The 26,887-nt window shown below is 64.2% G+C and carries 24 protein-coding genes; 14 read left to right on the top strand and 10 right to left on the bottom strand.

Features of this window, described 5'->3' with window-relative positions:
- Positions 1-123: 123 nt before the first annotated feature.
- Complete coding sequence (locus tag C0606_00765; GenBank protein PLX39109.1) at positions 124-2,283, top strand: anthranilate synthase component I; 2,160 nt, start codon at positions 124-126, stop codon at positions 2,281-2,283.
- Between the two features lie 139 nt (positions 2,284-2,422).
- On the opposite strand, the gene C0606_00760 is transcribed toward C0606_00765, so the two are convergent.
- Positions 2,423-2,947, bottom strand: coding sequence for a hypothetical protein (locus C0606_00760; protein PLX39108.1), 525 nt, complete (start codon positions 2,945-2,947; stop codon positions 2,423-2,425).
- A 143-nt stretch (positions 2,948-3,090) separates the two neighbouring features.
- Between C0606_00760 and C0606_00755 the strand changes: the two genes are divergently transcribed.
- The gene (locus C0606_00755) at positions 3,091-3,231 is read left to right on the top strand and encodes a hypothetical protein (GenBank protein ID PLX39107.1); all 141 of its coding nucleotides are present in this window, start codon (positions 3,091-3,093) and stop codon (positions 3,229-3,231) included.
- Between the two features lie 511 nt (positions 3,232-3,742).
- Here the strand turns inward: C0606_00755 and C0606_00750 are convergent.
- Positions 3,743-5,053 carry a hypothetical protein gene (locus tag C0606_00750; protein PLX39106.1) on the bottom strand — a complete coding sequence of 437 codons (1,311 nt, stop codon included), beginning with the start codon at positions 5,051-5,053 and terminating at the stop codon, positions 3,743-3,745.
- A 269-nt stretch (positions 5,054-5,322) separates the two neighbouring features.
- Here C0606_00750 and C0606_00745 point away from each other — a divergent pair, with 269 nt between their 5' ends.
- From C0606_00745 to C0606_00735, 3 genes are read left to right on the top strand one after another with little or no spacing between them, the layout of a single operon-like run.
- Positions 5,323-7,122, top strand: coding sequence for a hypothetical protein (locus C0606_00745; GenBank protein PLX39105.1), 1,800 nt, complete (start codon positions 5,323-5,325; stop codon positions 7,120-7,122).
- The gene (locus C0606_00740; protein PLX39104.1) at positions 7,119-7,841 is read left to right on the top strand and encodes a two-component system response regulator CreB; all 723 of its coding nucleotides are present in this window, start codon (positions 7,119-7,121) and stop codon (positions 7,839-7,841) included. The genes C0606_00745 and C0606_00740 overlap by 4 nt, the downstream gene beginning before the upstream one ends.
- The gene (locus C0606_00735; GenBank protein PLX39103.1) at positions 7,838-8,842 is read left to right on the top strand and encodes a two-component sensor histidine kinase; all 1,005 of its coding nucleotides are present in this window, start codon (positions 7,838-7,840) and stop codon (positions 8,840-8,842) included. Before C0606_00740 ends, C0606_00735 begins: the two co-directional genes overlap by 4 nt.
- Positions 8,843-8,855: 13 nt before the next feature.
- Here C0606_00735 and C0606_00730 read toward each other — a convergent pair whose 3' ends face one another.
- On the bottom strand, positions 8,856-9,623 hold the full coding sequence (locus C0606_00730) for a 3-hydroxyacyl-CoA dehydrogenase (protein ID PLX39102.1): 768 nt from the start codon (positions 9,621-9,623) through the stop codon (positions 8,856-8,858).
- A gap of 263 nt (positions 9,624-9,886) precedes the next feature.
- Between C0606_00730 and C0606_00725 the strand changes: the two genes are divergently transcribed.
- The 3 genes from C0606_00725 to C0606_00715 are packed head-to-tail and all read left to right on the top strand — an operon-like array spanning position 9,887 to position 12,900.
- Positions 9,887-12,280 carry a hypothetical protein gene (locus C0606_00725; GenBank protein PLX39101.1) on the top strand — a complete coding sequence of 798 codons (2,394 nt, stop codon included), beginning with the start codon at positions 9,887-9,889 and terminating at the stop codon, positions 12,278-12,280.
- Positions 12,271-12,558 (top strand): type III secretion protein, encoded by a 288-nt coding sequence (locus C0606_00720; protein PLX39631.1) that lies wholly within the window; start codon positions 12,271-12,273, stop codon positions 12,556-12,558. Before C0606_00725 ends, C0606_00720 begins: the two co-directional genes overlap by 10 nt.
- A gap of 6 nt (positions 12,559-12,564) precedes the next feature.
- Complete coding sequence (locus C0606_00715; protein ID PLX39100.1) at positions 12,565-12,900, top strand: hypothetical protein; 336 nt, start codon at positions 12,565-12,567, stop codon at positions 12,898-12,900.
- 16 nt (positions 12,901-12,916) lie between these two features.
- On the opposite strand, the gene C0606_00710 is transcribed toward C0606_00715, so the two are convergent.
- From C0606_00710 to C0606_00695, 4 genes are all read right to left on the bottom strand, one after another.
- A complete protein-coding gene (locus C0606_00710) occupies positions 12,917-13,750 on the bottom strand; it encodes an MBL fold metallo-hydrolase (GenBank protein PLX39099.1) in 834 nt (277 codons plus the stop codon).
- 194 nt (positions 13,751-13,944) lie between these two features.
- Positions 13,945-15,174, bottom strand: coding sequence for a CoA transferase (locus C0606_00705; GenBank protein ID PLX39098.1), 1,230 nt, complete (start codon positions 15,172-15,174; stop codon positions 13,945-13,947).
- Between the two features lie 16 nt (positions 15,175-15,190).
- Complete coding sequence (locus C0606_00700) at positions 15,191-15,814, bottom strand: lysine transporter LysE (GenBank protein ID PLX39097.1); 624 nt, start codon at positions 15,812-15,814, stop codon at positions 15,191-15,193.
- A 60-nt stretch (positions 15,815-15,874) separates the two neighbouring features.
- The gene (locus C0606_00695) at positions 15,875-17,080 is read right to left on the bottom strand and encodes an acyl-CoA dehydrogenase (GenBank protein PLX39630.1); all 1,206 of its coding nucleotides are present in this window, start codon (positions 17,078-17,080) and stop codon (positions 15,875-15,877) included.
- A 151-nt stretch (positions 17,081-17,231) separates the two neighbouring features.
- Between C0606_00695 and C0606_00690 the strand changes: the two genes are divergently transcribed.
- On the top strand, positions 17,232-18,059 hold the full coding sequence (locus C0606_00690; GenBank protein PLX39096.1) for an alpha/beta hydrolase: 828 nt from the start codon (positions 17,232-17,234) through the stop codon (positions 18,057-18,059).
- A gap of 18 nt (positions 18,060-18,077) precedes the next feature.
- On the opposite strand, the gene C0606_00685 is transcribed toward C0606_00690, so the two are convergent.
- Entirely contained in the window at positions 18,078-18,677 is a 600-nt protein-coding gene (locus C0606_00685) for a TetR/AcrR family transcriptional regulator (GenBank protein PLX39095.1), read from the bottom strand.
- 89 nt (positions 18,678-18,766) lie between these two features.
- On the opposite strand from C0606_00685, the gene C0606_00680 reads away from it, so the two are divergent.
- The 4 genes from C0606_00680 (at position 18,767) to C0606_00665 (ending at position 23,369) form a co-directional block, all read left to right on the top strand.
- Positions 18,767-19,243, top strand: coding sequence for a (2Fe-2S)-binding protein (locus C0606_00680; protein ID PLX39094.1), 477 nt, complete (start codon positions 18,767-18,769; stop codon positions 19,241-19,243).
- A complete protein-coding gene (locus C0606_00675) occupies positions 19,240-21,375 on the top strand; it encodes a hypothetical protein (protein PLX39093.1) in 2,136 nt (711 codons plus the stop codon). Before C0606_00680 ends, C0606_00675 begins: the two co-directional genes overlap by 4 nt.
- A 117-nt stretch (positions 21,376-21,492) precedes the next feature.
- Positions 21,493-22,008, top strand: a complete 516-nt coding sequence (locus C0606_00670) for a hypothetical protein (GenBank protein PLX39092.1) — start codon at positions 21,493-21,495, stop codon at positions 22,006-22,008.
- Between the two features lie 29 nt (positions 22,009-22,037).
- Positions 22,038-23,369, top strand: a complete 1,332-nt coding sequence (locus C0606_00665; GenBank protein ID PLX39091.1) for a hypothetical protein — start codon at positions 22,038-22,040, stop codon at positions 23,367-23,369.
- Between the two features lie 39 nt (positions 23,370-23,408).
- On the opposite strand, the gene C0606_00660 is transcribed toward C0606_00665, so the two are convergent.
- On the bottom strand, positions 23,409-24,038 hold the full coding sequence (locus C0606_00660; GenBank protein ID PLX39090.1) for a hypothetical protein: 630 nt from the start codon (positions 24,036-24,038) through the stop codon (positions 23,409-23,411).
- Between the two features lie 487 nt (positions 24,039-24,525).
- Positions 24,526-25,704, bottom strand: coding sequence for a hypothetical protein (locus C0606_00655; protein PLX39089.1), 1,179 nt, complete (start codon positions 25,702-25,704; stop codon positions 24,526-24,528).
- Here C0606_00655 and C0606_00650 point away from each other — a divergent pair.
- Positions 25,699-26,793 carry a hypothetical protein gene (locus tag C0606_00650; protein PLX39088.1) on the top strand — a complete coding sequence of 365 codons (1,095 nt, stop codon included), beginning with the start codon at positions 25,699-25,701 and terminating at the stop codon, positions 26,791-26,793. The genes C0606_00655 and C0606_00650 overlap by 6 nt on opposite strands.
- Positions 26,794-26,887: the final 94 nt, after the last annotated feature.

The following is a 26,887-nucleotide window of genomic DNA, read 5'->3' as shown; positions in this document are numbered from 1 at the left end:
GGAGGCCGTCACACGTCCGTACTCAGGAGATGACGAAAAGGCCGCCGCGGGACACCCGGGCGGCCTTCGTTGTTTTCACGGTGGCGCGTCCGGCAGGCGGAACGACAACGGGAGCCAGGATCGATGACCACCACCGACAAGCAGCTGACCACCAATGGCGGCATCGGGATTTCGCGCACGACGAGCGAAATCCCGTATGAAGGCGCCACGGCCCGCTGGGTCGAACGCCTCGACGAATGCCGTGGTGCGGTGTTCTCGTCCAACTACGAATATCCCGGCCGCTATACCCGCTGGGACGTCGCCTTCGTCAATCCGCCGCTGGCCATTTCGACCAAGGGGCGTGAGGTCGAGATCGTCGCGCTCAACGACCGCGGCATGGTGCTGCTGCCGGCAATCGTAGACGCGCTGCGCGACATGCCCGAGGCAAGCCGGTTCGCGGCGGTAAAGACCGGCGTGATGCTGACCATCAAGCAGCCGGAAGGCACGTTTTCGGAAGAAGACCGCTCGCGCCAGCCGACGGTGTTCTCCGTCGTGCGCCACCTGGTCAAGCTGTTCGGCTTCGAGGAGGACGAACCGCTCGGCCTTTACGGCGCCTTCGGCTACGACCTCGCCTTCCAGTTCGAGCCGATCGAGCTGAAGCTTGAGCGCCCCGAAGACCAGCGCGACATCGTGCTCTATCTGCCCGATGAAGTGCTGATGGTCGACCATTACGGCCGCCGGGCGACCGTCTTCCACTACGACTTCACGGTCGGCGACACCTCCACCGAGGGCCTGGAGCGCGGCGGCAAGACCGAACCCTTCGCCTTTGCCGAAGGGACGCCGGGGCGCGGTGACCACGCGCCGGGCGAATACGCCGAACTGGTGCGCACGGCGCTGCCCTATTTCGAGCGCGGCGACCTGTTCGAGGTCGTTCCCGGTCAGGTGTTCTACGAGAAGTGCATCACCCCGCCGTCGGCGATTTCGCGCCGTCTGACCGAGGTAAACCCCTCGCCCTACTCGTTCTACATCAATCTCGGTGAGCAGGAGTATCTGGTCGGCGCCTCGCCGGAAATGTATGTCCGCGTGACCGGCGGCAAGCGGGTCGAGACCTGCCCGATCTCGGGCACCATCCAGCGCGGCAAGAACGCCATCGAGGACGAGGCGCAGATCCGCAAGCTGCTGAATTCCAGAAAGGACGAGGCGGAGCTGACGATGTGCTCCGACGTTGACCGCAACGACAAGAGCCGCGTCTGCGTGCCCGGCTCGGTGCGCGTCATCGGCCGGCGCCAGATCGAGATGTATTCGCGCCTGATCCACACCGTCGATCACATCGAGGGCATCCTGCGCGACGATCTCGACGCGCTCGACGCGTTCCTGTCGCACACCTGGGCGGTGACGGTGACCGGTGCGCCGAAGATGTGGGCGATGGAATTCATCGAGAACCACGAGAAGAGCCCGCGCGCCTGGTATGGCGGCGCGGTCGGCATGGTGCATTTCAACGGCGATCTCAACACCGGCCTGACGCTGCGCACGATCCGCATCAAGAACGGCGTGGCGGAAGTGCGTGCCGGCGCGACGCTGCTCTACGATTCCGTGCCCGAGGACGAGGAAGCCGAGACCGAACTGAAGGCGTCCGCCATGCGCGGCGCGGTGCGCGATGCGGCCAAGGCCGGACAGACCGCAACCGCCGACGAGCGCCACAAGGTCGGCGAAGGCGCCACCCTGCTCCTCGTCGACCACGAGGACTCCTTCGTCCACACGCTCGCCAACTATTTCCGCCAGACCGGCGCGAAGGTCGTCACGCTGCGCTCGCCGATCGCCGACGACGCCTTCGACACGGTGAAGCCGGATATGGTGGTGCTGTCGCCCGGCCCGGGCCGGCCGACCGACTTCGCCTGCGCCGACACGATCGCCAAGGCGCGCGCGCGCAACCTGCCCGTCTTCGGCGTCTGCCTCGGCCTGCAGGCGATCACCGAGGCCTTCGGCGGCGCGCTCGGCCAGCTCTCGGTGCCGATGCACGGCAAGCCGTCCTCGATCAGCGTCGAACCGAACAGCGGCCTGTTCAAGGGGATGGGGCCGAAGGTCACCGTCGGGCGCTATCACTCGCTGTTCGCGCTGCCGGAAACCCTGCCCGCCGACATCGCGGTGACGGCAAAGACCGACGACGGCATCGTCATGGCCATCGAGCACAAGAGCGAGCCCATCGCGGCGGTTCAGTTCCACCCGGAATCGATCATGACGCTGGAGGACGAGGCCGGCTACCGGATGCTCGAAAACGCGCTCGCGATGCTGTTGGGGAGGTAGGGCGTCGGTCGCGATCAGCGGCCGGCATACCGTTCCGAAATCGACAATGGATCCCGGCTCAAGGCCGGGATGACGCGGAGTGCGGGAAGCAAAACCCGCGCTCTGTTTTCAAATGCACTATCGAGATACTCCCGCCGTTTTAGTGCGCCTGCACCGAATGTCCGATTCCGCGTCCACGCTGATCGACGAGCGGCACGCCAGCAAAATCAGCGATCTCCCGGGCAAGCCGGCAATGCCGGGGAAAAAGGATATAGTCGGGACCAAGCTGCCAGCTCATCCCGTCGACACGCGCCTCGATCCGCGTGCGAAAAAGGCTCGGGCGACTGCGAAGGACGATCTTCTCCATCTTGCCGAGCGGCCGGTTTTGGCGCGCATGGGAAACAATCATCAGGAACTCGTTCGAGGCTTCACCCGCATCCTTGTCGATCTCCGTGCGATAGATCAGCGAGAAACCAAAAAACGCCAGCACGAAGCCGGCCAGCATCAACGGGCTCACCACTGCGTGCGAAAGCAGGAAATCCCAAAGGCCCTCGTTTGCAGGGGTAAAGAGAGAGAATCCGACGACGATGCCAAGGACCAATGAGAGCGCAAACAGCAAATAGCGCTGACCACTCGACGCGTAGACGATCAGCCGCGTTTCGCTCGGACGTTCAATACCCATCATGACGATGCCCCCGACAAGGCAAGCAGAAGAACAAAATGCCTGAAGTGAACCAGCGGATTAAGAGACAACTATATGCGCCTAAAAATTGCAAGGCTGCCTGATTTTCTCACGCAAGGATACTGACGGCTGACGACGGCATCGTCATGGCCATCGAGCACAAGTCCGAGCCCATCGCGGCGGTGCAGTTTCACCCGGAATCGATCATGACGCTCGAGGACGAGGCCGGCTACCGCATGCTCGAAAACGCGCTGGCGATGCTGTTGAAAAAACCTGCAATAGCGTAAAAGGCCGCGGCCCCGGCTCCCACGCTACCGGGAGACGACAGGAGAACGGAGAGTTTTCACGTCGTCTCCCTATAAATTTTCTCGGTCGTGACAAGCCTTATGTCAGGGCAGAATTCATGCCCGACCTTTCCACGAATTTTATCCCTGCATGCCGCCATTCGCATATCTTTTGTAACCACATTTCGACAATTGCTCACGAGTGACATCGCCAGAATGTGTTGATCGTCACATTCCGACGGACAAACCCGTAATTTCTCAACAATCTTCTTATTAATTTCAGCCTCTTTCTTATTTACACTTGCATCGTCACAAGCTCGCACTTTTCCACTACGATAAAACTCAGAAAAAAGCTCCACCATACCCTTCTTTTTCTTGACTTCATCACGATATTTTGTCCCACCGAGAACGAGCCGGACTCTTTTTGCCGACCTCAAATCATCAAACAAATATTTTGGATACCCTTCACTCTTGGGTTTACAATCAACATTCACATCGAGAATGAATTCTAGCATCACATATTCTCGAACTGATCCAAGCTCTCGTTTAAAAAGAACTGCCTATACCCATCAGGAACGCCGACCAGCTCCCCCTCTTTGTCGAGCAATATCTCATGACAAAGATTCCCATTTTTTTCATCATTTTCGAAATAGATAATTTGCGCCGCCACTACAGCCTTTGATTGTTTTAATCGCAAACGAAAGCGATCAACAATAAAGTCACTGTGAGTCTCCACAATGAAAGTCCCCCCTTCTTCCGTAGCTTTAAGGAAGACCTCACCGAGCGAGGCTTGAGCTTTGGGGTGCAAATGCAACTCGGGCTGCTGTATCAGCAATGTGTATGTTTTTGCCGAGAATGCAATGTCCGCGATGATTGGAAGAACTTGCCCCACCCCGAAGCCCAACTCATCGACATAAAAATAGCCTCCCCCTTTTTTAATCTGAAGGGCAAATGGCTTATCTTTCAGTGATGTCTTTACAGATACAACCTTAATATCGTCGAATAAACCGCTTTCTTTTCCAAATTTGACAACCACATCTCGCAGATCACTATTTTCGCCCCCAACACCCCTCAAAATATAGGGAACGTGTTCGCCAGTAGGGCTGAAATCACCCTTAGAGCTATGATAGAGACGTCGTGTTTTTGCGCGAAGCGGAGCATATTGCAGGCAATGAAGCGGCGGATTCAAATCCATGAAAGCAGTACCGCGCTCCTCATCACTACTCGTGGCTATAGAGGTGAACACTGCAAACCAAACAACATTAGAGGCGATGTCTGGCCACTTCACTTCTTTTGCAATTTTAAATCTGCGCCCCTTTCTAATATGAGCGCGGAGTAGCCTATCTCCATTTTCCGCATGCGCCTCGCCGTCGTCATAAAAAAAAGAACCCAGCTTAAAATACACCCCTTTGGGCTCTCTCTTTAGCGTAATGATTCTTCTACCCGATACTATCGTTACCTTTTTTACTGCAAGTTCACCTCGAATAACCTTATAGGTTACCAGTCGACCAAAGACACCGTCTTTTCCATGCGCCTTTTCTTCGCCGACCTCTTTCGTCAAAAATCCAACAGTAACCTCATTCTTTACATCATGCCGCGAACAAACATCAAATGCAGTATTAATTCCTTCAACAATTCCACAAATTTCAAACAACAATTGATGCTGCCGAGAATCAATTATTTCAATCAGTTGCATAAAACTTGTTTTGCCAGTGCTGTTTTCTCCAACGAGGAAATTGCACGCCAATATATTATGCCATCCATTTGGCATTCCGCGGAAATTTTCCGCGAAAACCGCAAATTTAGCTGGCCTGTCATTTCTCATAGGGGGATTGCCACAACTTTATCGCGAATCAAGAGTCGCGACTACGATATATTTGGATTGTTCTTTCGACAACACTTGCACTATCCCACCGAGCAGAAAGTGGCGAAATTGAGCACCCCTTTCAATCTCCCCTCCTGCACAGAACCTGCACACAAATCCCGATTGCCTGCACGATTGCGCCGCGTGATGTCCATTTCGACCCGGCAGGGTCGCGGGCAGGGAAAAGCACACGACACGACCGGACCTGAGCCCTTCGCGCCTCGCCCCTGATGCGCAGCCCTACCCGTTTGGGCGACAGAGCGCCCGGATCATCCCGTTCCCGCTTTCCCGTCCCGCCGGGCCGAGCATCGCTCTGCCCGAACGCCTCGCCAATGACGGCTGGTGGCTCTCAGACGAAGGCCGGTCCGGCCCGCGTCCGCCGCTTGCCGCACCCTGCCAAGGACAGCGCGATCATGACCGATCCAACATCCTCCCCTTCCCCGCTCGACCCGACGCAAGCCGCCTCTGAACCGGGCGAGACCGCCAAACCCGCCGTGTCCGCCGAGCCGCCAGCGCGCGCGGCCCTGCGGCTGGCGTTGCTCTTCGGCATCCTCGTCACGGCGCAGCTTCTTGTGTTCAACCATGCGGTCGGGCTCGGTCTCGGGCTCTTCTTTCTCGGCCTCTTCGTCCTCACCACATGGCGGCTCGGCGCCGGCAACGCCTATGTCCGCGGCGCGGCGAGTCTCGCGGCTATCGCGCTCGTCGTGGAGGCCGCCGAGCCGGTCTCCATCGCGCTCGCGCTCGTCCTTCTCGGCCTCTACGCGCTCGGACGGGCGGGATGGCCGTCGCATGACGACATCCGCCTCGGGCTCACCTTCGCCGACACCTATCTGCTCGGGCCGTTGCGCGCGCCGCTCGGCATTGCCCGCAGCCTGCGCGATTCCGGCCGCGGGATCGGCACGCAGTCGCGCTGGCGGACCGCGTTCCGCCAATGGTCGCTGCCGCTGGTGCTTACGGCAGCGTTTCTTGCGCTGTTCGTGCCGGCCAATCCCTGGCTGGCGCTGTCGCTCGACTTCCTCAATCCGCTGCGCTGGGTGGCGATCCCTGAGCCGGTGACCGTCGGCCTGTGGGTCGCGGTCGGGCTAGCGGTGTGGCCGCTGCTTGCCCTCGACCGCCCGGCAGACCAGCCGACGGAGGGTGGCGAGGCCGCCGCCCGCCGCTTTTCCCAACTCTACGAGATCACCGGCGGCACCACGCCGGGGCTTTCCCTTTTCAACGCCGTGTTCCTCCTCCAGACGATTGCCGATCTGCTCAATCTGTGGCCGATCGTGCTCGGCACCGGCCCCGCCTCGACCCTGTTGCCGGAGGGCATGACCTACGCGGAATTCGCCAAGGCCGGCGCCTATCCGCTGCTCGTCGCCACCGTGCTTGCCGCCCTCATCATTCTGACCACGCTGCAACGGAGCGACCCGCCGCGCATCACGCTCGTGCTCGTCGTCGCCTGGATCGCGCAGACGCTGCTGCTGCTCGCCTCGGCCACCGTGCGCCTCGACCTCTATGTCGACGCCTATGGCCTGACGCATTTGCGGTTCTACACCTTCGTCGGCATCGGGCTGATCGGCGCCGGCCTCGTTCTGGTCATCTGGCGTCTGTCTCGCGGCAAGACCAATGGCTGGCTCATCCGGCAAAGCCTGATCGCCATCGCGATCACCGCGTTCGGCTGTGGCGTCACCAATGTGAACGGCTTCATCGGCGCGCGGAACATCGCCCGCGCCCACTATGCCGAGGTGATCCCGCCGGGGGCCTTCGCCATGTGGCGCGTCGACGCCGTCCATCTCTGCCATCTCGGCAGCGATGCGCTCATTCCCATCGCGACCCATCTCGACGAACTCGGCGCCGCCGGCGGGCCGACCACCTGGCTCGAGGGCTGCATGGCGAACCTCGAAGGCAAATTGATCGAGCGGCAATCCGACTGGCGGTCGTGGTCGTGGCGCGGCGCGCGCATCCTTGACGGCTTGGAAACACTCCGCAAGCATGATGCAAACGCAGATGAAGCCCCGCACACGAGCCAGGATCCGGCCACTCCATGACAACGATCCTCGTCGTCGATGACGACCCGCATATCCTCGAGGTCGTCACCTTCGCGCTCGAACGAGCGGGCCATCGCACGGTGCAGGCGCAGAACGGCGAGGATGCTCTGACGCTGGCCCAAACGGCGGGGCCCGACCTCGTGGTGCTCGATGTCGGCCTGCCTGGGAGAGACGGCCTCGAGGTCTGCCGGACGCTGCGGGCGGAGGCGCGGTTCGCCGATCTGCCGATCCTGTTTCTGTCCGCGCGCGACGAGGAAATCGACCGCGTTCTCGGGCTGGAAATGGGCGCCGACGACTATGTGACGAAGCCGTTCAGCCCGCGCGAACTGACCGCGCGGGTCGCGGCAATTCTGCGGCGCCGATCTCCGAGCACGGAACCGGCAAAAGGCGTTCTGGCGCATGGCGCCGTCGCGCTCGATCTCGACCGGGCGATGGTATCCTGCGCCGGGACGCCGGTGACCCTCACCGCGCAGGAGATCGCCTTTCTGCGCGTTCTGCTCGCCCGGCCGGGCTTCGTGTTCGACCGGACGCGCATCATCGAACTCGCCTATGAGGGCGTCGCGACGGTGTCCGACCGCACCGTAGACAGCCATGTCCGCAATCTCCGCGCCAAGCTTGCCGCCGCCGGCTGCAGGGATGCCATCGAGACCGTGCCGCGGCTCGGTTTCCGGCTCGGGCCGTGTAGCGCCGGCTCCGGCGTCACGGGCAGGCAGTCATGAGCGTGCCGTTGAAATGGCGGCCGCCGCTCGCCCTTATCGTCACCGGCTTTGTCGGGCTGGTTCTCGTGCTGCCGACGCTTGCGATGGCGCTGGTGGTCGCCGTTTCGCGCTCGCCGGACGTGCTTGTCGCCAGCCTCGAAGCCAACTGGGGGAAGATCGCGCTCGCCCTTATTGCTGTCCTGATCGCAACCGGCATCACCGCCTTCGTCTTCTGGCGTTTCCTGTCGCGCCCGCTCGGTAAGCTCGCCGACGAAGCCGACAAGGTCGCCCGTGCGCCCGCGCCGTTTGCGACCGAAGGCCCCTATGGCACGCACGAGGTGGCGCGGCTTGCCGACAGTTTCGCCGTGCTGGTCGCCCGGCTGCAGAAGCGCTCGGCCTATCTCGAAACGATGTCGGCGCATTTCGCCCATGAGCTGAAATCGCCGCTCACCTCGATCAAGGGGGCGGCGGAGCTGCTGCGCGACGAGTGGGAAACGATGGAGCCGGCCCAGCGCGAACGCTTCCTGTCCAATATCGTCGCTGACGTCGACCATCTGTCGACCTTCGGCAGCCGGCTGCGCGATCTCGCCCGCGCCGATATGGGATCGGGCAGCGGGACGGTGTCGCTCACCGACCTCACGACCGACGTTGCCGAGGCCTTCCCGGGTCTCGCGATTTCGAGCAAAGGACCGGCGGGTCAGATGCTGCCGCTCACACGGGAGACCGGCGCCCTTGCCCTCCATCACCTCGCCGACAACGCCGTGAAGCACGGCGCGACGAATCTGAGCCTGAAGCTCCTCGCGGATGGTGTTCTGGAGATTGCCAATGACGGTGCGCCGATCGGGCCGGCGGTGGCGGACACGCTGTTCGAGCCCTTCGTCACCACGCGACGTCAGGATGGCGGCACCGGGCTCGGCCTTGCCATCGTCGCCGCGCTGCTGCGCTCAGCCGGCGGCACGGTCGCTCTATTGAAGAGCGACCCGCCGACTTTTCAGATCAGCTTTTGCGACCGGGAACGGTAGTCCAGCGCTGCGCTTAGCGCGGGCCCATGCGGATGGCACCGTCGAGGCGGATGGTTTCGCCGTTGAGCACCGGGTTCTCGCAGATCTGGCGAACCAGCGAGGCGTATTCCGACGGCTTGCCGAGGCGCGACGGGAACGGCACCTGCTTGCCGAGCGAATCCTGCACTTCCTGCGACAGGCCGAGGAGCATCGGGGTCTCGAAGATGCCCGGCGCGATGGTGTTCACGCGCACGCCATAGGTCATCAGGTCGCGCGCGATCGGCAGGGTCATGGCGACGATACCGCCCTTCGAGGCCGCATAGGCGACCTGGCCGACCTGGCCTTCGAAAGCCGCAACAGAGGCGGTGGAGACGACAACGCCGCGCTCGCCATCCTCGGTGACCGGATCGGTCGCGATCATGCCGGCGGCGGAAATGGCGGCGCAGCGGAAGCTGCCTACCAGATTGACGTCGACGACCTTCTGGAACAGGTCGAGCGAGTGCGGCGCGCCGCGCGAAACGGTCTTGGCCGGCGGGGCGATGCCGGCGCAGTTGATCAGGATGCGCTCCTGGCCATGGGCGGCGCGGGCGGCGGCAAAACCGGCCTCGACGCTCTCGGTCGAGGACACGTCGACATGGACGAAGATGCCGCCGATATCCTCGGCAACGGCGCGGCCGCGGTCGTCGCTCATGTCGAAGATGGCGACCTTGACGCCTTCGGCGGCGAGCATGCGCGCGGTTGCTTCGCCAAGCCCCGAAGCACCGCCGGTGACCACTGCGCTGATCGTCGAATCCAGTTTCATCGTTTCCTCCGCCTGCCGGCTGTTTGTCTTGTGCGCAGCGCCCTGGTTCGAACGCAGCTGCTTGTTTCGATTTCCGGTTTGTCGGACCGGGCTGAAACGGGTGTCGCAGCACGCGGCGACGGCGTCAAGCCCTGTTGCCGGCCCCGTCGAGCGGCGCGCGCATAGGCGCCAACGGGTAAACGTTCGGTTACCATTCGCTGCCTAAAATCGCCGCGAGCAGCCAGCGAGGCAGAACGGTGAACGGCATTACGGCACAGGCGCAGATGACGAGCGCGTCGCTTTCGGGCGACGCGACGCTGCGTACCGGACAGGTTCTGCAGGGAAAGGTCGTCGACGTGGCGCGCGACGGCACGGTGAAGCTCGCCACCCGCGAGGGCACGGTGCAGGTCCGCCCCTCGACGCCACTGCCGGTAGGCACCAATGTTCGGCTCGAGGTTGAAAAGGGCGGCGCGGAACCAAAGCTTCTGTTGAACGTGCAACTGCCCGACAACGCCTCGAAGGAGGCAGCCAACCTCGCCCGCACGATCGCCGCCGAAACCCGCCTGCCGACATTGGCGGGAACGGCCGGCAGTCCGACATCAGGTTCAACACCGGCCGGTACGGGCTCGGCACCGCTTTCGACCGGACAGCCGGCGACCGGGCAGCCGTTGCCGACCACATCCGGGCAGACAGCGGCAGGACAGATCGCTTCGTCCGTCCTCTCCACCTCGCCGGGTGGCGGCGGCGCGCCAACCGCCTCAGCTCCCCGCGGGTCCGTTTCGCCCGCAGCGCTGACGGCCGCGCAGACACAGACATCGACGGCGCAGGGAACTCCTGCGGGTACGCCGAATGCAGCGGCGGCGAGCGCTGGTTCGACGGCAGGCGCGGGCGCCCCGGCAACACAGAGCGGCCCGGTCAGCACGCAGGGCGGAACCGCTTCGACTCCCCTTCCTGCCGGAGCTTCGAACACAGGCGCGGCACAGTCCGTCAGCGGCAGTGCACCGCCCGCCGCGAGTGGCGGCGCAGCCGGGCAGACGGCAGTCGCGCCGACATCAGGGCAAGCTCAGCCGGCAGGCACACAGGCTCAACCGGCAACGGCCTCGCCGGCGGCCTCGACAGGCTCGGCACCGCTTACGTCAACGCCGCCCGCACCGGCCGGTCAATCCGCGGGCCCGCAAGGCGCGGCATCCCCGGCGACGTCCGGTCAAACGGTGACGGGTCAGACGACGACAGCTCCGGGTGCTGCGGGCCAGACAGCTTCGACACCCGCTCTCTCGGGGCAAACCGCTCCCCTGCCCGCATCATCCGCTTCGCAGACAGCCACCGCAGCCAACAGCGCTCAGGGCGGATCGCCCGCGCCAGCCGGTGCGACGGCGCAGACAACGCCAGCGCCGGGTGGGTCGACAGCACCTGCGCAAGGGCCGGCAGTCACGGCAAACGCCTCTGCAGCTACGCCCACAGGCACAGCAGCCACGGCCGCCGCAACAGGCGCACCGGGCTCGGCAGCAACGCTCGCCTCATCGTCAGCGTCTCTGGCTGCTGCGGCATCGGGCGGCGCGCCAGCGACTGCATCATCTTCTTCAACTTCCGCCCCCTCTGCCACTCAGACGACGGCGCAAGCCGCAGCGGGCACGACAAACCCCACTCCTGCACAAACCCCCGCCACCGCGCTCAGCCAGGCGATCCGCACCGCGGTCACCCGGCAGGACAGCATGGCGCCTCTGTTTGCCAATCTCTCCGCTCTGCCCGGCACGCAGCTCGCGCAGGCGATGCCGAATGCGATCCTGCAGGCAGCGGCGCAATTGTTGGGCCTGCGTTTTTCCGCCGACGGCAATGTCGATGCAGCAAGCGTGCAAAAGGCGATTTCGCAGTCCGGCCTTTTCCTCGAAGCCAATCTCGCCAAGGGTGGCGGCACGGAGACCGCGCAGGCGGCACTTGCTCAGTCTGGGCTGATGCCGACGGCAAGCGGAGCACAAACACCGACCTCCTCGCCGGACATGAAGGCCGCGCTCTTGATGCTGCGCAACCTGCTGCAAAGCTGGGTTGGCGACGGCGACGATGCACTTTCGCAGGCGGCGCTTGCGGGCACGGCAGCCGCCAAGAAACCAGCAGCGCCGAAGCGCGGCGCCCTTCCGGAAGGGCAGAAACCAGCGACGCCGACAATCGACACAGCCGCGTCCGGCGCCAAGGCCGCGGACACCGGCCGCATGCTGCATCAGCAGAGCGAAGCCGCCCTCTCCCGGCTGCGGCTCGCCCAGTTCGCATCGCTGTCCGACGATGCCGACACCTCCGTGCAGCGGCCTGCCGGCGGTCCGTCCTACACGTTCGAACTGCCGCTGGCGCTTGGCCGGGAAACCGCGATCGCGCAGTTCCAAATCGAGCGCGACGGCAAGGACACGGACGTCGACCCGGCGGAGCGCGTGTGGCGGGTGCGTTTCGCCGTCGACATGGAGCCGCTCGGGCCGGTGCATTCGCTGATCACCATGCGCGGCGAAGCCGTCGACGTGACGCTGTGGGCGGAGCGGACGGAAACGGCGGCGCTGTTTTCCGAAAAGATCTCCGATTTGCGCGACGGGCTGGCGCGCGCCGAATTCAACATCGACGACGTGCGTTGCTGGAGCGGCAAGCCGGCGACGCCGAAACAGCGCAGCGGCGCACTGGTGGACAGATCGACATGAGCGAAACCGAAAAACCCTCGGTCGCCGTCGCCCTGCACTATGATGGCGAAGGTGCGCCGACCGTCACCGCCAAGGGGCGTGGGGCCGTTGCCGACCGCATCGTCGAGGCGGCGGAGGAGCACGGCGTCCATATCGAGGAAAACCCGCTTCTCGCAGAGGCGCTTTCCTCGGTGGAATTGGAAACGGAAATCCCGGAAGCGCTTTACCGCGCGGTCGCCGAGGTCATAGGATTCGTCCTGCGCCAATCCGGCCAGTTGCCGTCGCGCCAAAAAGGATAATCCACAATGGAAAAGATCGCTCTTGCGGCTGCCGTGCTCGGCCTCGCCCTGATCGCCCAAAGCACGCCGGCGCGCGCCGGCGATATTCCGGCCTGCGCGAAAACCGGCGCGATGAGCGTGATGATCGGCGGGCGACCGGCCTACCGGGTTTCAGACCTTGCCGGATGTCCGCCGGAACTGGTGGAAGTCTCGCCGAATGTGATGATCGGCGGCGAGCCGGTGGCGCATTTGCGGTCGGGTCAGGCCGGCAAGAGCACCTGCCTTACCGCCGGCAGCGCCAATGTGACGGTCAACGGCAAGCAGGCACAGCGCATGGGTGACGCCAACTGCATCGAGCAGTAGAGCGCGCACAAGATATTCAGATAGAAACTTCGAGACCTTCCCAGGCAACGATGGCGCCGGGGTGCTGACGCGCAATCTCTTCCGACAGGCGGTCGAGATCCTCGTCGGTGCGCGAGGGATCGTGGTGAGTCAGGATCGGCGTGCGCACATCGGCCTCGATCGCGAGCTTCAGCCCCTTCTGCCAGGTTGAGTGGCCCCAGCCCTCGTAGCGGGCATATTCGCTGTCGTCGAACATGGCGTCGTAAATCATCACGTCAGCACCGCGCACGAAGGTGTGCAGTTCGGCGTCGATCATCGCGTTGCCGTGCTCGTGGTCGGTGATGATGCAGACGCTGCGGCCGCCGCGCGTGATCCGGTAGCCGATGCAGCCGCCGGGATGGTTCAGGCGCATCGTGTCGATGGTCAGGTCGGGAGCGAGTGTGAGCTGTCCGCCGCCTCGGAACGTCTCGAAGGCCGAGCCGAGCAGCTCTTCGAGCGCAACGGGATAGAGCGTCGGCGTCATGATGCGCTCGAGCACCTCTCGAAGGCCCCGCCCGTCTTCCAGGTGGCCAGCAAAGAACCGCACCGAGCAGTTCGGATCATAGGCGAGACGGAAGAACGGCAGGCCGTAGATGTGGTCGAGATGGGTGTGGCTGAGCAGCACGTCGACTTCGCGCACGCCGTCGGCTTCGAGCTTGTTGCCAAGGGCGCGGATGCCGGAGCCGCAATCGACGATCAGCGTTCGCTCGCCGGCGCGGACCTCAAGGCAGGTGGTTTCGCCGCCATAGCGCACGAAATCCTTGCCGGGCGCCGGGATCGACCCACGAACGCCCCAGAAACGGAGAAACAACGACTCTGTATGATGCTGCATGCGTAAAGGAGCACCTGAATTGGCGGCGGGCTCAATACGTCCCGATTCTTGTCTGTTGTCGCCCTTGCCCCCTGTTACAGCACAAAATGCGCACCGGCGGCAGGCTTTTCCCGCAAATGGGGTGGAAATTCTCCACGGCAAGCGTCTTCAGAGCGTTTTTCACCCAGGCAGCACGCACTACCGGCCGTAGCCCGTCAGCGTTTGCCAATGATCCCGTCGGCATTCAGCGCGGCGATCTCGTCGGCGCCATATCCGAGGCTCTCAAGCACCGAATTCGTGTCGGCGCCGAGTGTGGGCGCGGCATGCCGGTAGGAGAGCGGCGTTTCCGAAAGGGTGATCGGGGTGCGCACGCCCGGCACCGTCGACGATCCGTCAGCAGCCGGCAGATCGACCCGCATGCCGCGGTGGATCACCTGCGGATCGTCGAACACGTCGGAAACCGAGTTGATCGGCCCCGCCGGCACATGGGCGGCGGCAAGTTTGGCCAACAGATCGTCGCGGGTGAAGGTCGCCGTCTTCTCGGCCAGCTGCTCGACGAGCGCGTCGCGGTTCTTGACCCGCGCGGCGTTGGTCGCAAAGGCAGGATCGGTGGCGAGCGGGTCCGTGCCGAGGATCGCGCAGAGCTTGACGAACTGCGCGTCGCTGCCGACCGCGATGATGAGATGGCCGTCGCTTGCCGGGAACACCTGATAGGGCACGATATTGGGGTGGGAATTGCCCATGCGGGTCGGCGCCTTGCCGGAGGCCAGATAGTTGAGCGCCTGATTGGCGAGCACACCGACCTGCGCGTCGAGCAGGCTCATGTCGACATGCTGCCCCTCGCCCGTAGCATCACGATGGCGGAGCGCGGCGAGAACGCCAATGACGCCGTAAAGTCCGGTGAAGATGTCGGCAAAGGCAACGCCGACCTTCATTGGCTCGCCATCGGGCGCACCGGTCAGGTCCATGATGCCGCCCATGCCCTGGATCATGAAGTCGTAGCCCGCACGCTGGGCGTACGGCCCGTCCTGACCAAAGCCGGTGACGGAGCAATAGACGAGACCCGGATTGACCGCCTTCAGGCTCTCGTAGTCGAGGCCGTACTTCTTCAGCCCGCCGACCTTGAAATTCTCGATGAGGATATCAGCCTCGGCCGCGAGCTTGCGGATGATCTCCTGGCCGCGCGGATCGCCGAAGTCGATGGCGATCGACTGCTTTCCGCGATTGCAGCAGTGGAAATAGGCGGCCGTCGGCTTGTCCTCGTCGAGTCCTTCGATGAAGGGCGGGCCCCAACCGCGGGTGTCGTCGCCGTGCGGGCTTTCGACCTTGATCACCTCGGCGCCGAGATCGGCGAAGATCTGACCGGCCCAGGGACCGGCGAGAATGCGGGCGAGTTCCAGGACCTTGACGCCGGCGAGCGGTGCGCGGTTTTCCGCCTGTTCCATTTTTCGTTTTCCGTATTCAGCTCGAACGCATGGCCGCCGTCGCAGCTCCCATACCAACAAGGCACGAGGCGCCGGCCCGGTTCAACCAGCGCAGCACAGACGGGCGCGTCATGCGGCCGCGCAGATGGTCGCCGAGCAGCGCGTAGATGGTGGAATTGATGATAGCGATGGAGACGAAGGTGGCGACGAGGATCGCCATCTGCGGCATCACCGGCGCGCCCGCATTGACGAATTGCGGCACGAAGGCAACGAAGAAGGCGATGCCCTTGGGGTTGAGCGCCGTGACCATGAAGGCGTGCCCGAAGGCGGTCTTCAGCGGCACTTCCGGCACGTCGCTGTCGACGCGCGGCACCTGCGGATCGGCGCGCCACAGCTTGATGCCAAGGAAGACGAGATAGGCCGCGCCGAGCCATTTCATTGCAGTGAAGAGTTCCGACGACGCGGCAAGGATCGCGCCGAGCCCGGCGAGCGAGACGGTCATGGCGACAAGGTCGCCTAGCGCCACGCCGGCGACCATGGCAAAGGCGACCCGCCGCCCCTGCCCGAGCGCATAGGCGACGACAAGCAGCACCGTCGGCCCCGGCAGCGCGACGAGGACGGCGACGGTCGCGACGAATGCAAGCCAGACTTCGAGGCTCATGACCATGTTCCCACGCGGGCGCAGGCAGCGGCGCCCGCATGGGGCGCCGACACCATTTGCTTAAAAGAACGCCTGGATGCCGGTCTGGGCGCGGCCGAGGATGAGGGCGTGCACGTCGTGGGTGCCCTCATAGGTGTTGACCGTTTCCAGATTGGACATGTGGCGCATCACCTGGAACTCCTCGGAGATGCCGTTGCCACCATGCATGTCGCGGGCCTGACGGGCGATATCGAGCGAATTGCCGCAATTGTTGCGCTTGATCAGCGAGATCATTTCCGGCGCGACGCGGCCCTCGTCCATCAGCCGACCGACGCGCAGCGCGGCATTCAGCCCGAGCGTGATCTCGGTCTGCATGTCGGCGAGCTTCTTCTGCACGAGCTGGGTGGCGGCAAGCGGGCGATTGAACTGCTTGCGGTCGAGCGTGTACTGGCGCGCGGCGTGCCAGCAGAATTCGGCGGCGCCGAGCGCCCCCCAGGCGATGCCATAGCGGGCGCGGTTGAGGCAGCCGAACGGGCCCTTGAGGCCGGAGACGTTGGGCAGCAGGTTCTCTTCCGGCACGATCACGCCATCCATGACGATCTCGCCGGTGATCGAGGCGCGCAGGCTGAGCTTGCCTTCGATCTTCGGCGCCGACAGGCCAGCCATGCCCTTTTCGAGCACGAAGCCGCGAATGGCGTTGTCATGCTCGGCCGACTTCGCCCATACGACGAAGACGTCGGCGATCGGCGCGTTGGTGATCCACATCTTGGCGCCAGTCAGCTTGTAGCCGTCGGCGACCTTTTCGGCGCGGGTCTTCATGCCGCCCGGATCCGAGCCATGGTCCGGTTCGGTCAGACCGAAGCAGCCGACCCATTCGCCGGAAGCGAGCTTCGGCAGGTACTTGTTGCGCTGTTCTTCCGAGCCATAGGCATAGATCGGGTGCATGACGAGCGAGGACTGCACGCTCATCGCCGAGCGATAGCCGCTATCGACGCGCTCGACCTCGCGGGCGACGAGACCGTAGGTCACGTAGTTGGCGCCGACGCCGCCATAGGCTTCGGGGATGGTCGAACCGAGCAGGCCCATCTCGCCCATCTCGGTCATGATCTCACGGTCGAAGCGTTCGTCGTGATAGGCGGAGATCACGCGCGGCTGCAGCTTCTCCTGCGCATAGGCGCGAGCGGCCTCCATCACCATGCGTTCGTCTTCCTGCAGGTCCTGTTCCATCAGGAACGGATCTTCCCAGACGAACCGACCACCGCCGGCCGGCGCGGTCTTCGCATTCATGTCGATCGCGGCTTCCGCCATTTGGATCACTCCCATTCTCGCAGCATTGTTGTATAGGCTAAATATCTTCGCCGACGTGGGAAAGACGGAGTAGCCCCTCTTCGACCATCGCGCACGCTGCCCCGCACGAGCCGGCGCCAAGGATCACGGCATGGTTTTCATCGATTACGAAGCACAATACAACAACCGAAAGCGCGTACCAGACCATCCCGAGATCATAGCTGGATGGGCGCGCGACGCCGCTTCCTACCGCGAAACCGCGCGCTGCGAGACCGGCGTGCGCTACGACATCGCCACCCGCTGCACCTACGATATTTTTCATCCCGACGCCGTAGCGCCGAACGCGCCGCTCGCCGTTTTCATCCATGGCGGCTACTGGCAGGCGCTCGATTCGTCGTTCTTCAGCCACATGGCGCGCGGGCTGAATGCGCGCGGAATGACGGTCGTTGTGGCCAATTACGATCTTTGTCCACAGGTTCGTATCGGCGACATCATCGAGCAGATCCGCGTGCTGTGTGCATTCCTGTGGGAGAGTTTCCGCAAGCCGCTGCTGCTCTATGGCCACTCGGCGGGCGGACATCTGACGGCGGCAACCATGTCGACCGACTGGCCGGCGCGGGGCCTGCCCTACCGGCTGGTGCCGGCGGGCTATGCCATCTCCGGCCTGTTCGATCTCGTGCCGCTGGTCGGGACCAGCATCAACGACGCGATGGGCATGACGCAATCGGAGGCGATCAAGGCGTCGCCGCTCGCCATGGGCGTCCCCGGCGGCACATCGCTGACGGCGGCTGTCGGAAGCGCGGAGTCCGAAGAGTTCATCCGCCAGAGCCGGGTGATCGTCGATTTCTGGGCCCGTGGCGGAGCCTCGACCAAGCTCGAACTCATCAAGGACGCGAACCACTTCACGGTGATCGCGCCGCTTGCCGACCCGCAGAGCAGCATGGTCGACGAGATCGTGCGGATCGCGGGACTGCGCTGAGCGAGGCGGATTGCCCGCTCAGGAAGGGCTCCCGGCCATCAGTATCTTGAGCGTCGCGAGCGCGGACGTGGACCACTCCGCGCATTGCTCTGCTGTGGGCTCGGGCATTGCGCCGATCACCCGCCGGATCTGCCGGTCTGCGACGAGCAGCGCGATATAGGTCCCGGCGGCTTCCTCTGCCGTGCGCAAAGCGCCCGTTCCGTGACGGGCGAAAAGACCGACCAGCAGCGGGGCAACGGCGTCGCGGCCACCGCGCGCGATTGCCCCGCCGAGCTCCCCCGAAGGGTCGGCGGCGGCGGCACGGTTGAGCGCAACAGCGCGTTTTCCCAACAGCATGCCGAGCAGCACCGGCCCGAAGGCCGCGAGCGCGGAATAGAGATCGTCGCCCTCTTCAAGGCTCGCGACGATCCTCTCGCGGACGATTTCGGCGTTATCGTCGATAAGCGCGCGGAACAGGCCGGCCTTGTCGCCGTACCAGTTGTAGAGCGTTTCGTTCGAGGCCTTTGCGCGGCGGGCAATCGCCAGCATCGACGTGCCGAGATAGCCCTTTTCCTCGATGACCTCGTAGGCCGCGGCGGCAATCCGGCTATGCCGCTCGGCCTTGGCGTCGTCCTTCATGACCTCTCCCGAACCAGCTTGACAACATCCGTACACAACATTACGGCTAAAAACAACCGTACACATAATTACGGAAAAGGAGCCATGCGATGACCAAGGTGAATTTCAGACTGAATGGCGAAGATATCTCGGTGACGCTCGACGACCCGGAGATGCCGCTCGTCTTCCTCCTGCGCGAGAAGCTTGGCCTCACCGGCACCAAATATGCATGCCTTGAGGGCCAGTGCGGCGCCTGCACGGTTCATGTTGACGGTCAGGCGACGCGGTCGTGCATCACGCCGGCAAGCGCGGTCGAAGGAAGCTCCGTCACCACCATCGAGGGGCTCTCTGCCGATGCCTCCCACCCGGTGCAGCAGGCGTGGATCGAGCACCGGGTGCCGCAATGCGGCTACTGCCAGTCCGGCCAGATCATGCAGGCCGCCGCGTTCCTTTCCGGAGCGCCGGAACCGGATGCGGACGCCATCGCCGACGCCATGTCCGGCAATCTGTGCCGTTGCGGCACCGGTCAGCGCATCCTCAAAGCCGTCGGGCGGGCCGCCGAGATCGCCAGGGAGGCAGCCCAATGACCGGGACGAGCAAAACCGAAAAGCCGGCCCGTTTCCGCCTGTCGCGGCGGGCCTTTCTCGCCAGCGCCGGAGCGGCCACGGTGGCCGTCGCGGTCGGTGGCGGATATGCGCTGACGCAGGTCCCCTCGCCGCTGTCGGGACGCGAGATCAACGCCTTCGTCTCGCTGCTGGAAGACGGGCAGCTGCAAATCGTCTGCCCGGCGCAGGACCTCGGTCAGGGCGCACCGCTGGCGCTTGCCATGATCGTCGCAGAGGAAGCCGGCGCCGACCTTTCGCGCATCGACATCATCGCCGCGCCGCGTGACGCCTCGACCTATGGCAACCCGATCTTCGACGGCCATCTGGTGACGGCGGATTCCAAGACCACGCGCGGCTACTATCAGCCGCTGCGGCTGGCGGGAGCCGAAGCTCGCCGCGCCTTCATCGAAACCGCCTGCCGGGCGCACGGCTGGGGGCCAGCGGACTGCGTCGCACGCGGCCACGCGGTCATTCATGAGCCCTCTGGCGCGCGCGCCGATTTTGCCGAAATCGCCGCCGGCGGCAGCCTCGTCATGCCGGGTGCCGCGAGCGAAGCGGATCTCAAGAATCCGGAGGCTTTTGACCTGCTTGGCAAGAGCCCTGCGCCGTCGGATCTCATTGACAAGGTGACCGGTGCCAAGCGCTACGGCGTCGACCGGCGCGAGGCCGATACGCTGGTCGCGGTGCTTGTCCGCAGCCCGCATCTCGGCGGTACCGTCGCGACCCTCGACGATGCGGCGGCACGCGCCGTCGCCGGTGTTGAAGAGATCGTACGGCTCGACGACGCGGTCGCCGTCGTTGCGCGCGACACATGGTCGGCGCTGAAGGGCCGCGATGCCTTGAGCATCAAGTGGTCCGCGCCGGGCGATTTCAGCACGGTGTCCGACGAGGCACGCCTCGCCGACGCTCTTGCCGACGAGACCCGAGCCTGGGTTCCCCTGCGCGACAGCGGCATCGCGTCCGGTGCCGCGACTCTCGAAGCCCGGTTCACGGCGCCGGCGCTGAAGCACGTCATCATGGAGCCGCTCAACGCGACCGCACGGCCAACCCATGCCGGTCTCGGCGTCGCGATCAGCGGGTCAACGCAATCGCTCGACCTCGACATGCGCTACGCGGCAAAGACCTGGAAGACCGCGCCGTTCACGGTCGAGACCGTCGGTGCGCCGTGCGGCGGTGCGTTCGGCCGGCGGGTGCTGAACGATGCGGTGCGCGACGCGGCGCTGGTCGCCAAGGCTGTCGGCCGGCCCGTTCAGATCATCCGCCCGATGCTCGACGAGCTGCAACGCGGCCAGATCCGCCCGCCGGCGGCGCAGTCCATCCGCGCCCATCTCGACGACAACGGCATGCTCGCCGGCTGGGATCACGCGATTGCCTCCGACGGCACGCTCGCGACCCATTTGCCCGGATCGCTGAAAGGCCCGAACGGTGACGAGGACAACACCGCGACCGACGGTGCCTATCACCCCTACCGCGTCGCCCATGACCGCATCCGCTGGACCCGGGTGGAATCCCTCCCCGCGCCCGGCTTCCTGCGCAGCGTTTCGGCCGGCTACACGGTATGGGCGGTCGAGACGACGGTCGAGCGGCTGGCGCGCAAGGCGGGCCAGGACCCGCTTTCCTGGCGCCGTGCACATATCGACGAGCCGCGTCTCGTCGCCGTGATGGAACGCGCCGCCGCAAACGCCCGCTGGGGCGAACCGGGCCGTGCGCTCGGTCTCGGCGTAATGAGCTTTCGCGGCTCGGCCATCGCGACCGTTGCCGAGGTGCGGGAAAACCGCATCTCCGGCCTTTGGATCGCCGCCGATGTCGGGCGCGTCGTCCACCGCGATGCCGTTCTGGCGCAGATCGAGGGCGCGGTCTGGTGGGGTATGTCGATGGCGCTGACCGAGCGTCTGTCCTACGCAGATGGCCGCGCTGAAGTGGAGAGCCTCGCCGACTATCCGATGTTCGACGTCAGCGAGATGCCGTCGCTCGATATCGCACTGATGGACGACAGCGGCGCCGACGAACCGTTCGGCGTTGGCGAGATCGGCATCCCGACGCTGATCCCAGCCGTCTGCAATGCGTTTGAAGCGGCGACCGGCAAAACATACGACCGGCTGCCGCTTGCGTAAAACGGCTGGCCAAACGCGCCAAAGAGTGGAATGGATTGAGCTCAGTCGTCCGTGCGGCGGCGCCTTTCGGCACTCGACCGACTGCGTGCGCCGCAAGCCGAGCGCGTGAGGTTTGCAATGGGTTTGACATGCCGCGATGTCATGGTGGAGCCGGATCACCAGCACACGATCCTGCCTGACGAAAGCGTTGCGACCGCGTTCAACATCATCAAGCGCAGCAAGGCGCGGTTCCTGCCCGTGGTCAACGCCGACGGAACCTATGCCGGCGTTTTCACCGCGCCGACGCTGCTCAAGCTCATCCTGCCGAAGGCGGCAACCATAGGCATGGACGGCGAGAGTTCGCGCGGCCAGATCGCCAGCCTGTGCTTCATGAGCCTGTCGGAAGAAGACTTCAACGCGCAGGTGGCGCGACTGAAGAACGAAAAAGTGTCGGACTACATGTCCAATCCCGACAACATACCCATCGCGGCGCCCGACACGCCGGTGATGGAGGGGATTTTCCTCATTTACAAATTCAAGCGACATGTGATCCTTGTCGATCCCGAGACCAATCGCTTTGTCGGAACCGTGAGTCCCAACTCCCTGCTGGACCACGTTCTCAGCGATGCCCCCGAAGGCGACGAAACGCTTTGACGGATCAGACACTGCCGCACGGGGGCGCAATGCTCTCGGTTCCCGACCTGCTCGGCGTAGACCCCTTGTGGATCGCGACGGGAATTCTCGTCGCCGTCTACGCGCTGCTGATCAGTGAGAAGGTCAATCGCGCGATCCTCGCCATGCTTGGCGCCGCGCTGATGGTGCTGTTCGGCATCATCAATCAGCAACAGGCGGTTGCCGGCATCGACGCCAACACGCTCGCCCTGCTGATCGGGATGATGGTGATCGTCGGCATCACCAGCAGATGCGGTCTGTTCCAGTATGTTGCGATCAAGGCGGCGAAGAGCGTCAAGGCGCGGCCGACCGGCATCCTGATCATGCTTACGCTGATCACCGCGGTGTTCTCCGCCTTCCTCGACAATGTGACGACGGTTCTTTTGATCGCGCCGATCACCCTGCTGATCACCGAGGCGCTGGAGACCCGGGTCTATCCGTTTTTCATTGCCGAAATCCTCGCCTCGAACATCGGCGGCACGGCGACGCTGATCGGTGACCCCCCGAACATCATCATCGGTTCGGCGGCGGGCCTCAGCTTCAACCAGTTCCTGTTCAATCTGGGGCCGATCGCAGCGATCTGCCTCGCCGTCGTGATCGTCATCATCTATCTGCTGAGCCGCAAGGAACTGAGCACGATCCCGCAATCGGCCAGCGACCGGATAATGAAATTCCGCGAGAACGAGGCGATCACCGACACGCCCTTGATGATCAAGTCGCTGTCGGTGCTTGCCCTCGTCCTGCTCGGCTTCACGCTTGGCCACGGCTACGGCATCCAGCCGGGCACATCGGCCCTGGCCGGCGCCGCACTGCTGATGCTGCTCGCCTTCGGCCATCATCGCGGCGACAAGCAGGGCGACTGCGTGCGCCGCATCCTCGCCGAGGTCGAGTGGGTGACGATCTTCTTTTTCGGCGGGCTGTTCATCCTCGTCGCCGGCGTCGAGCATGTTGGGCTACTGGAGTTCTTCGCGGCCAAGATACTCGAACTGACCGACGGCGACCTGATGGCCACGTCGTTCCTGATCTTCTGGGCATCGGGCATCCTGTCGGCCATTCTCGACAACATCCCGTTCGTGGCGACGATGATCCCGCTGATCGAGTCGACGGCGGGCACATTCGGCGGACCGGACGCGATCGAGCCGCTGTGGTGGTCACTGGCGCTCGGCGCCTGTCTCGGCGGCAACGGTACGCTGCTCGGCGCCAGCGCCAATCTGACCGTCGCCGCCTTCGCCGAAAAGGCCAAGCAGCCGATCCACTTCATGGACTTCGTGCGCGTCGCCTTCCCGATCATGCTTTTGACGCTGGCGATCTCGAACCTTTATCTGTGGTTGCGGTATTTCTGAGCGCGACACGCCCAGCGTCCACAGACGGTCAATCCGCGCCTATTGCTGCCGTTTGTGGACACCCTTCAAGCTGGTGAACTGAAGCACCCGCTCGGCGCCGTCGGCTCCCTTCCAGCTCACCGTGGTGACGCGGGTGATGCGGTGGGTTTCAACGCCCGCCTCGTCGCTCACCACCTTGACCACCACATGCACGCCGGACGCATCCGGCGGGAAACCGAGCCGGGCCAGCTCCTCGCCCGCTGCCGGTGTCGTGTAGGTCCAGACGTTCTCGGCCAGCTCGACCATGCGGTAGGTCTGGCCGTAGGTCTCGATGAAGTAGCCCGCAAGGCTGCCGTCGGCGGCGAGGACATAGCCTTCCTTGCCGTCAACCGTATAGGGCGGGATATGGCCGCCCTCGAACACCATCTCATCCTTGGTCACGACGAAGGCGCGGTCGCCCTCGACCGTCGCGCCGCTCGCCGTCATCGTGTCCGTCCAGGCCATGTTCGGGGCGACGACGCCATCCGCGTCGATGCCGTACATGGTCCATGAGCCGGTGTAGGTGCCTTCGAGCGCCGTGACTTCGTCCGGCACTTCGGGGGCCGGACCATTGGCCGACGCGGCGGGCGGCATCGCCCAGACCAGCGCGGCCAGCAGTGCGGATGCCAAGATCCAGAATGTTCCACGCATCACATTCGCCTCCCGTGTTGTCGCGGGACGCGTCGCGGCAATTTCCGTGATCGTGCGGCTGCGGCATTCCGGACTGCCGTATTCACCTTCATTGGCAATCGGAGCCGGGCTTTTCGTCCCGCTCAAAGCCGAATTGCGGCGGGTTCCGGGTCGTTTGGCTCACGGTGGCAGGCCCGGACCCCGATACCCCGTATTATACCGCGAAAACGGTTCGTCCCGGGCGGCATTGGCTGCGACCAACCGTCTGCCCCCTTCCCCGAGCCACTTTCAGCCCAGTCACTGCGTCGGCAGTTGCAGCTTCGGCCGGGGCGGCGCGGCGGGCCGTGCCGGATTGCCCGACATGGCCCGCTCGATCGCCTGCTTGTTACGGGCGTCGCGGGCATCCTGCTTGATCAGGTAGACCACGAAGCCCGCGATCACGATTGCCAGAAGTATCGAAATCCCGCGTCGCACGATCGACGCCCTCCCTGATCTCAGGCGTGTGGTGTCAGCGCGTGCCCGACACGCAGCAGTCGGACTTCACCGCCGGCGGGATGTCGTATTTCAGCCAGCAGCGGGAGCTCGGCCCTTGCAGACCAGGGCGGACCCAGGTCCAGGCAAGGCACTGCGAATCCTCGTTGCACGCGGCTTCACAGATCCCCGGATCGTCCTGCGCCTGATCGAAATCGCGATAGTCGAGGCCCGGCCGATCGGTGCCCTCTTCCCGGCGCGACGGCGGTTCGGCCGGCGTCGCGGCCGGCTTACTTGCGACGGGCGCGCTTGCGCCCTCGACGTAGCGATAGATCATGTGCAGGGCATTTTCGTCGCCGCCGACAAGGGTCAGCTTGGAATACGGCGTGGGACGAAATGTCTTCACCTGCACCGTCATCGACGTTTCAGATGCGGTGCGCTCCTGGAGCTGCAGCGCCGTCCCGCCGATCACCTGGATGTTGCCGTTGTACTCGTAGCCCTGCGGCACGCGCGGATGCCTCGGCAGCGGGAAGTTGTTAGCGCCCATGACCATCGCGGGCCGCATCCCGCCGGCGCATGGCGGCACGAGGGCAACCACCTTGCGTATCCGCACCGAAAACTGGACATCATCGGGAATGACATCGGGATCGCGGTCGAACATGAAGCGGACGTGATACTGACCGATACAGCTCGCGGATCCGAAGGCGTGATCGAAGCGGACGTTGATTTCGGCCCCCTTCTTTTCCCACTGCGCCGGCCTTGTCTTGTCGGCATTGACGGCGAGAACCTCAGCGAGTTCGTAGCGGCCCTCGGCCCTTGCATCAGTTGCAACCGCGGTGCCGACGGCGAAACCGAGGCCGAGCACTGCTGCAAGCGCCGCGCGCACCGAACGAGCGTGATCCCGACCCTGCCCACGTTTTTCAAATGCCCATGAAATCATGATCTTGCCCTTCCCCGTGGCGATTTCCTCCAAGCAACTGGATTTCACCCGCACGGAATTGGCAATAGCGGCACAGGGTACGTTTGTACCCCTTTCGTCAGCGCGACAGGTGACGTTGAGGCAGCGACTGGCCGGGGGACGAGCAGCGCTCTCGAAGCCGGCGCGTCCTTTGGCCGGAATGTTTCCGATTGTATTTTTCGAAAACCGGGAGAAAAGTACTGGCTTGCGACCATTTTCGTTGCCCCGGTTGCCACCCGCGAGGCCGATGCCATGCATTCCCCCGACCCAATCTATCGGGATTTGATTTCCGCCTCGGCAGGTGAAAAATCTTTCGATGCCGCGATCGAAACCGCAGTCCAGTGGTTCGGCGGCGGCGGGGGCATTGCCTTCGAACTCAACCGCAAGACCGGCCGGCTCCTCGACTGGGCGACGCCGACCCTGATCATGGGCGACGACGGCTATAACGAGCACATCAATTCCATCAATCCGCGCATGCGGTTTTCGCTGCGCCACGCGCCCGGCCACATTGCCTATGAGGGCCGCTTCCTCAGCGAGCGCGCCATCGACCGCCACGAGTTTTACGACTGGCTGAACGGTCGGGCGGGACTACGCTATTTCCTTGGGTCCCGGGTCTACGATGCCGGCGACACATCGCTGTTCTTTTCGATCGAGTTTTCCAAACATCACGGGCATCCGGACAGCGACAAGATCGAGGCCTTCAAGCGGCTGGCACCGGCGGTTGGCGATGCGTGGCGGCTGCGTCGGCGCACGCGCGAGAACGGCGACGCATCGGACGTCCAAACCTGGCTGCCTGACCACCTGCCATGGGGCGTGATCGCCCTGTCGCCTGCCGGAACGGTCACCGGCATGAACCGCCCGGCCCGGACCATGGTCGGTCGCCGTAGTGCCATTGAAATCTCACTCGACACGCCGCGTGCGATCGAGCGGCATTCGGACATCGGACTCCAAGCCGCGATCCGTTCCGCGCTCGCCGGCAGCCCCTCGGAAACGCTCATCAAGCAGGTCCCGGGAGGCGCGCCCCTTGTCGTTCAGGTGCTCCCGGTCGACCCGCACGGTGTTCTCGCCGCGCCTCGCGTCGCGGCAGTGATGTATGTCCGCAGCACACTCGACGGCACGCAAGCGGTCGGTCCGGTGCTTGGTCGCCTTTATGGGTTCACCGACGCGGAACAGAGACTGGCCGAGGTGCTCGCGACCTGGGCCGAACTCGCCGCCGCCGCCGACATTTTGGGCCTTTCGCGCAACACAGTCCGCAACCGGCTGCAATCGATGTACGCGAAGACAGGAACGCGCCGGCAGAGTGAATTGCTGGTCAGGATCCTCGGTCTTCTGGCGCCCGACGCCTGAATGCGCATCTTTTCCGGGCGGCACGAGTTCACCGGTGCTGCCCCCTTCCCCGCTTTCCCGGCAAAGGGTACACAGGGCCTGACGCGATGACTCG

The sequence above is a fragment of the Hyphomicrobiales bacterium genome (assembly GCA_002869065.1).
In the GTDB taxonomy this organism is placed as follows: Bacteria; Pseudomonadota; Alphaproteobacteria; order Rhizobiales; family Rhodobiaceae; genus Rhodobium.
The sequence above is the reverse complement of the archived record's forward strand: the minus strand, read 5'-3'. Positions and strand labels throughout refer to the sequence as shown.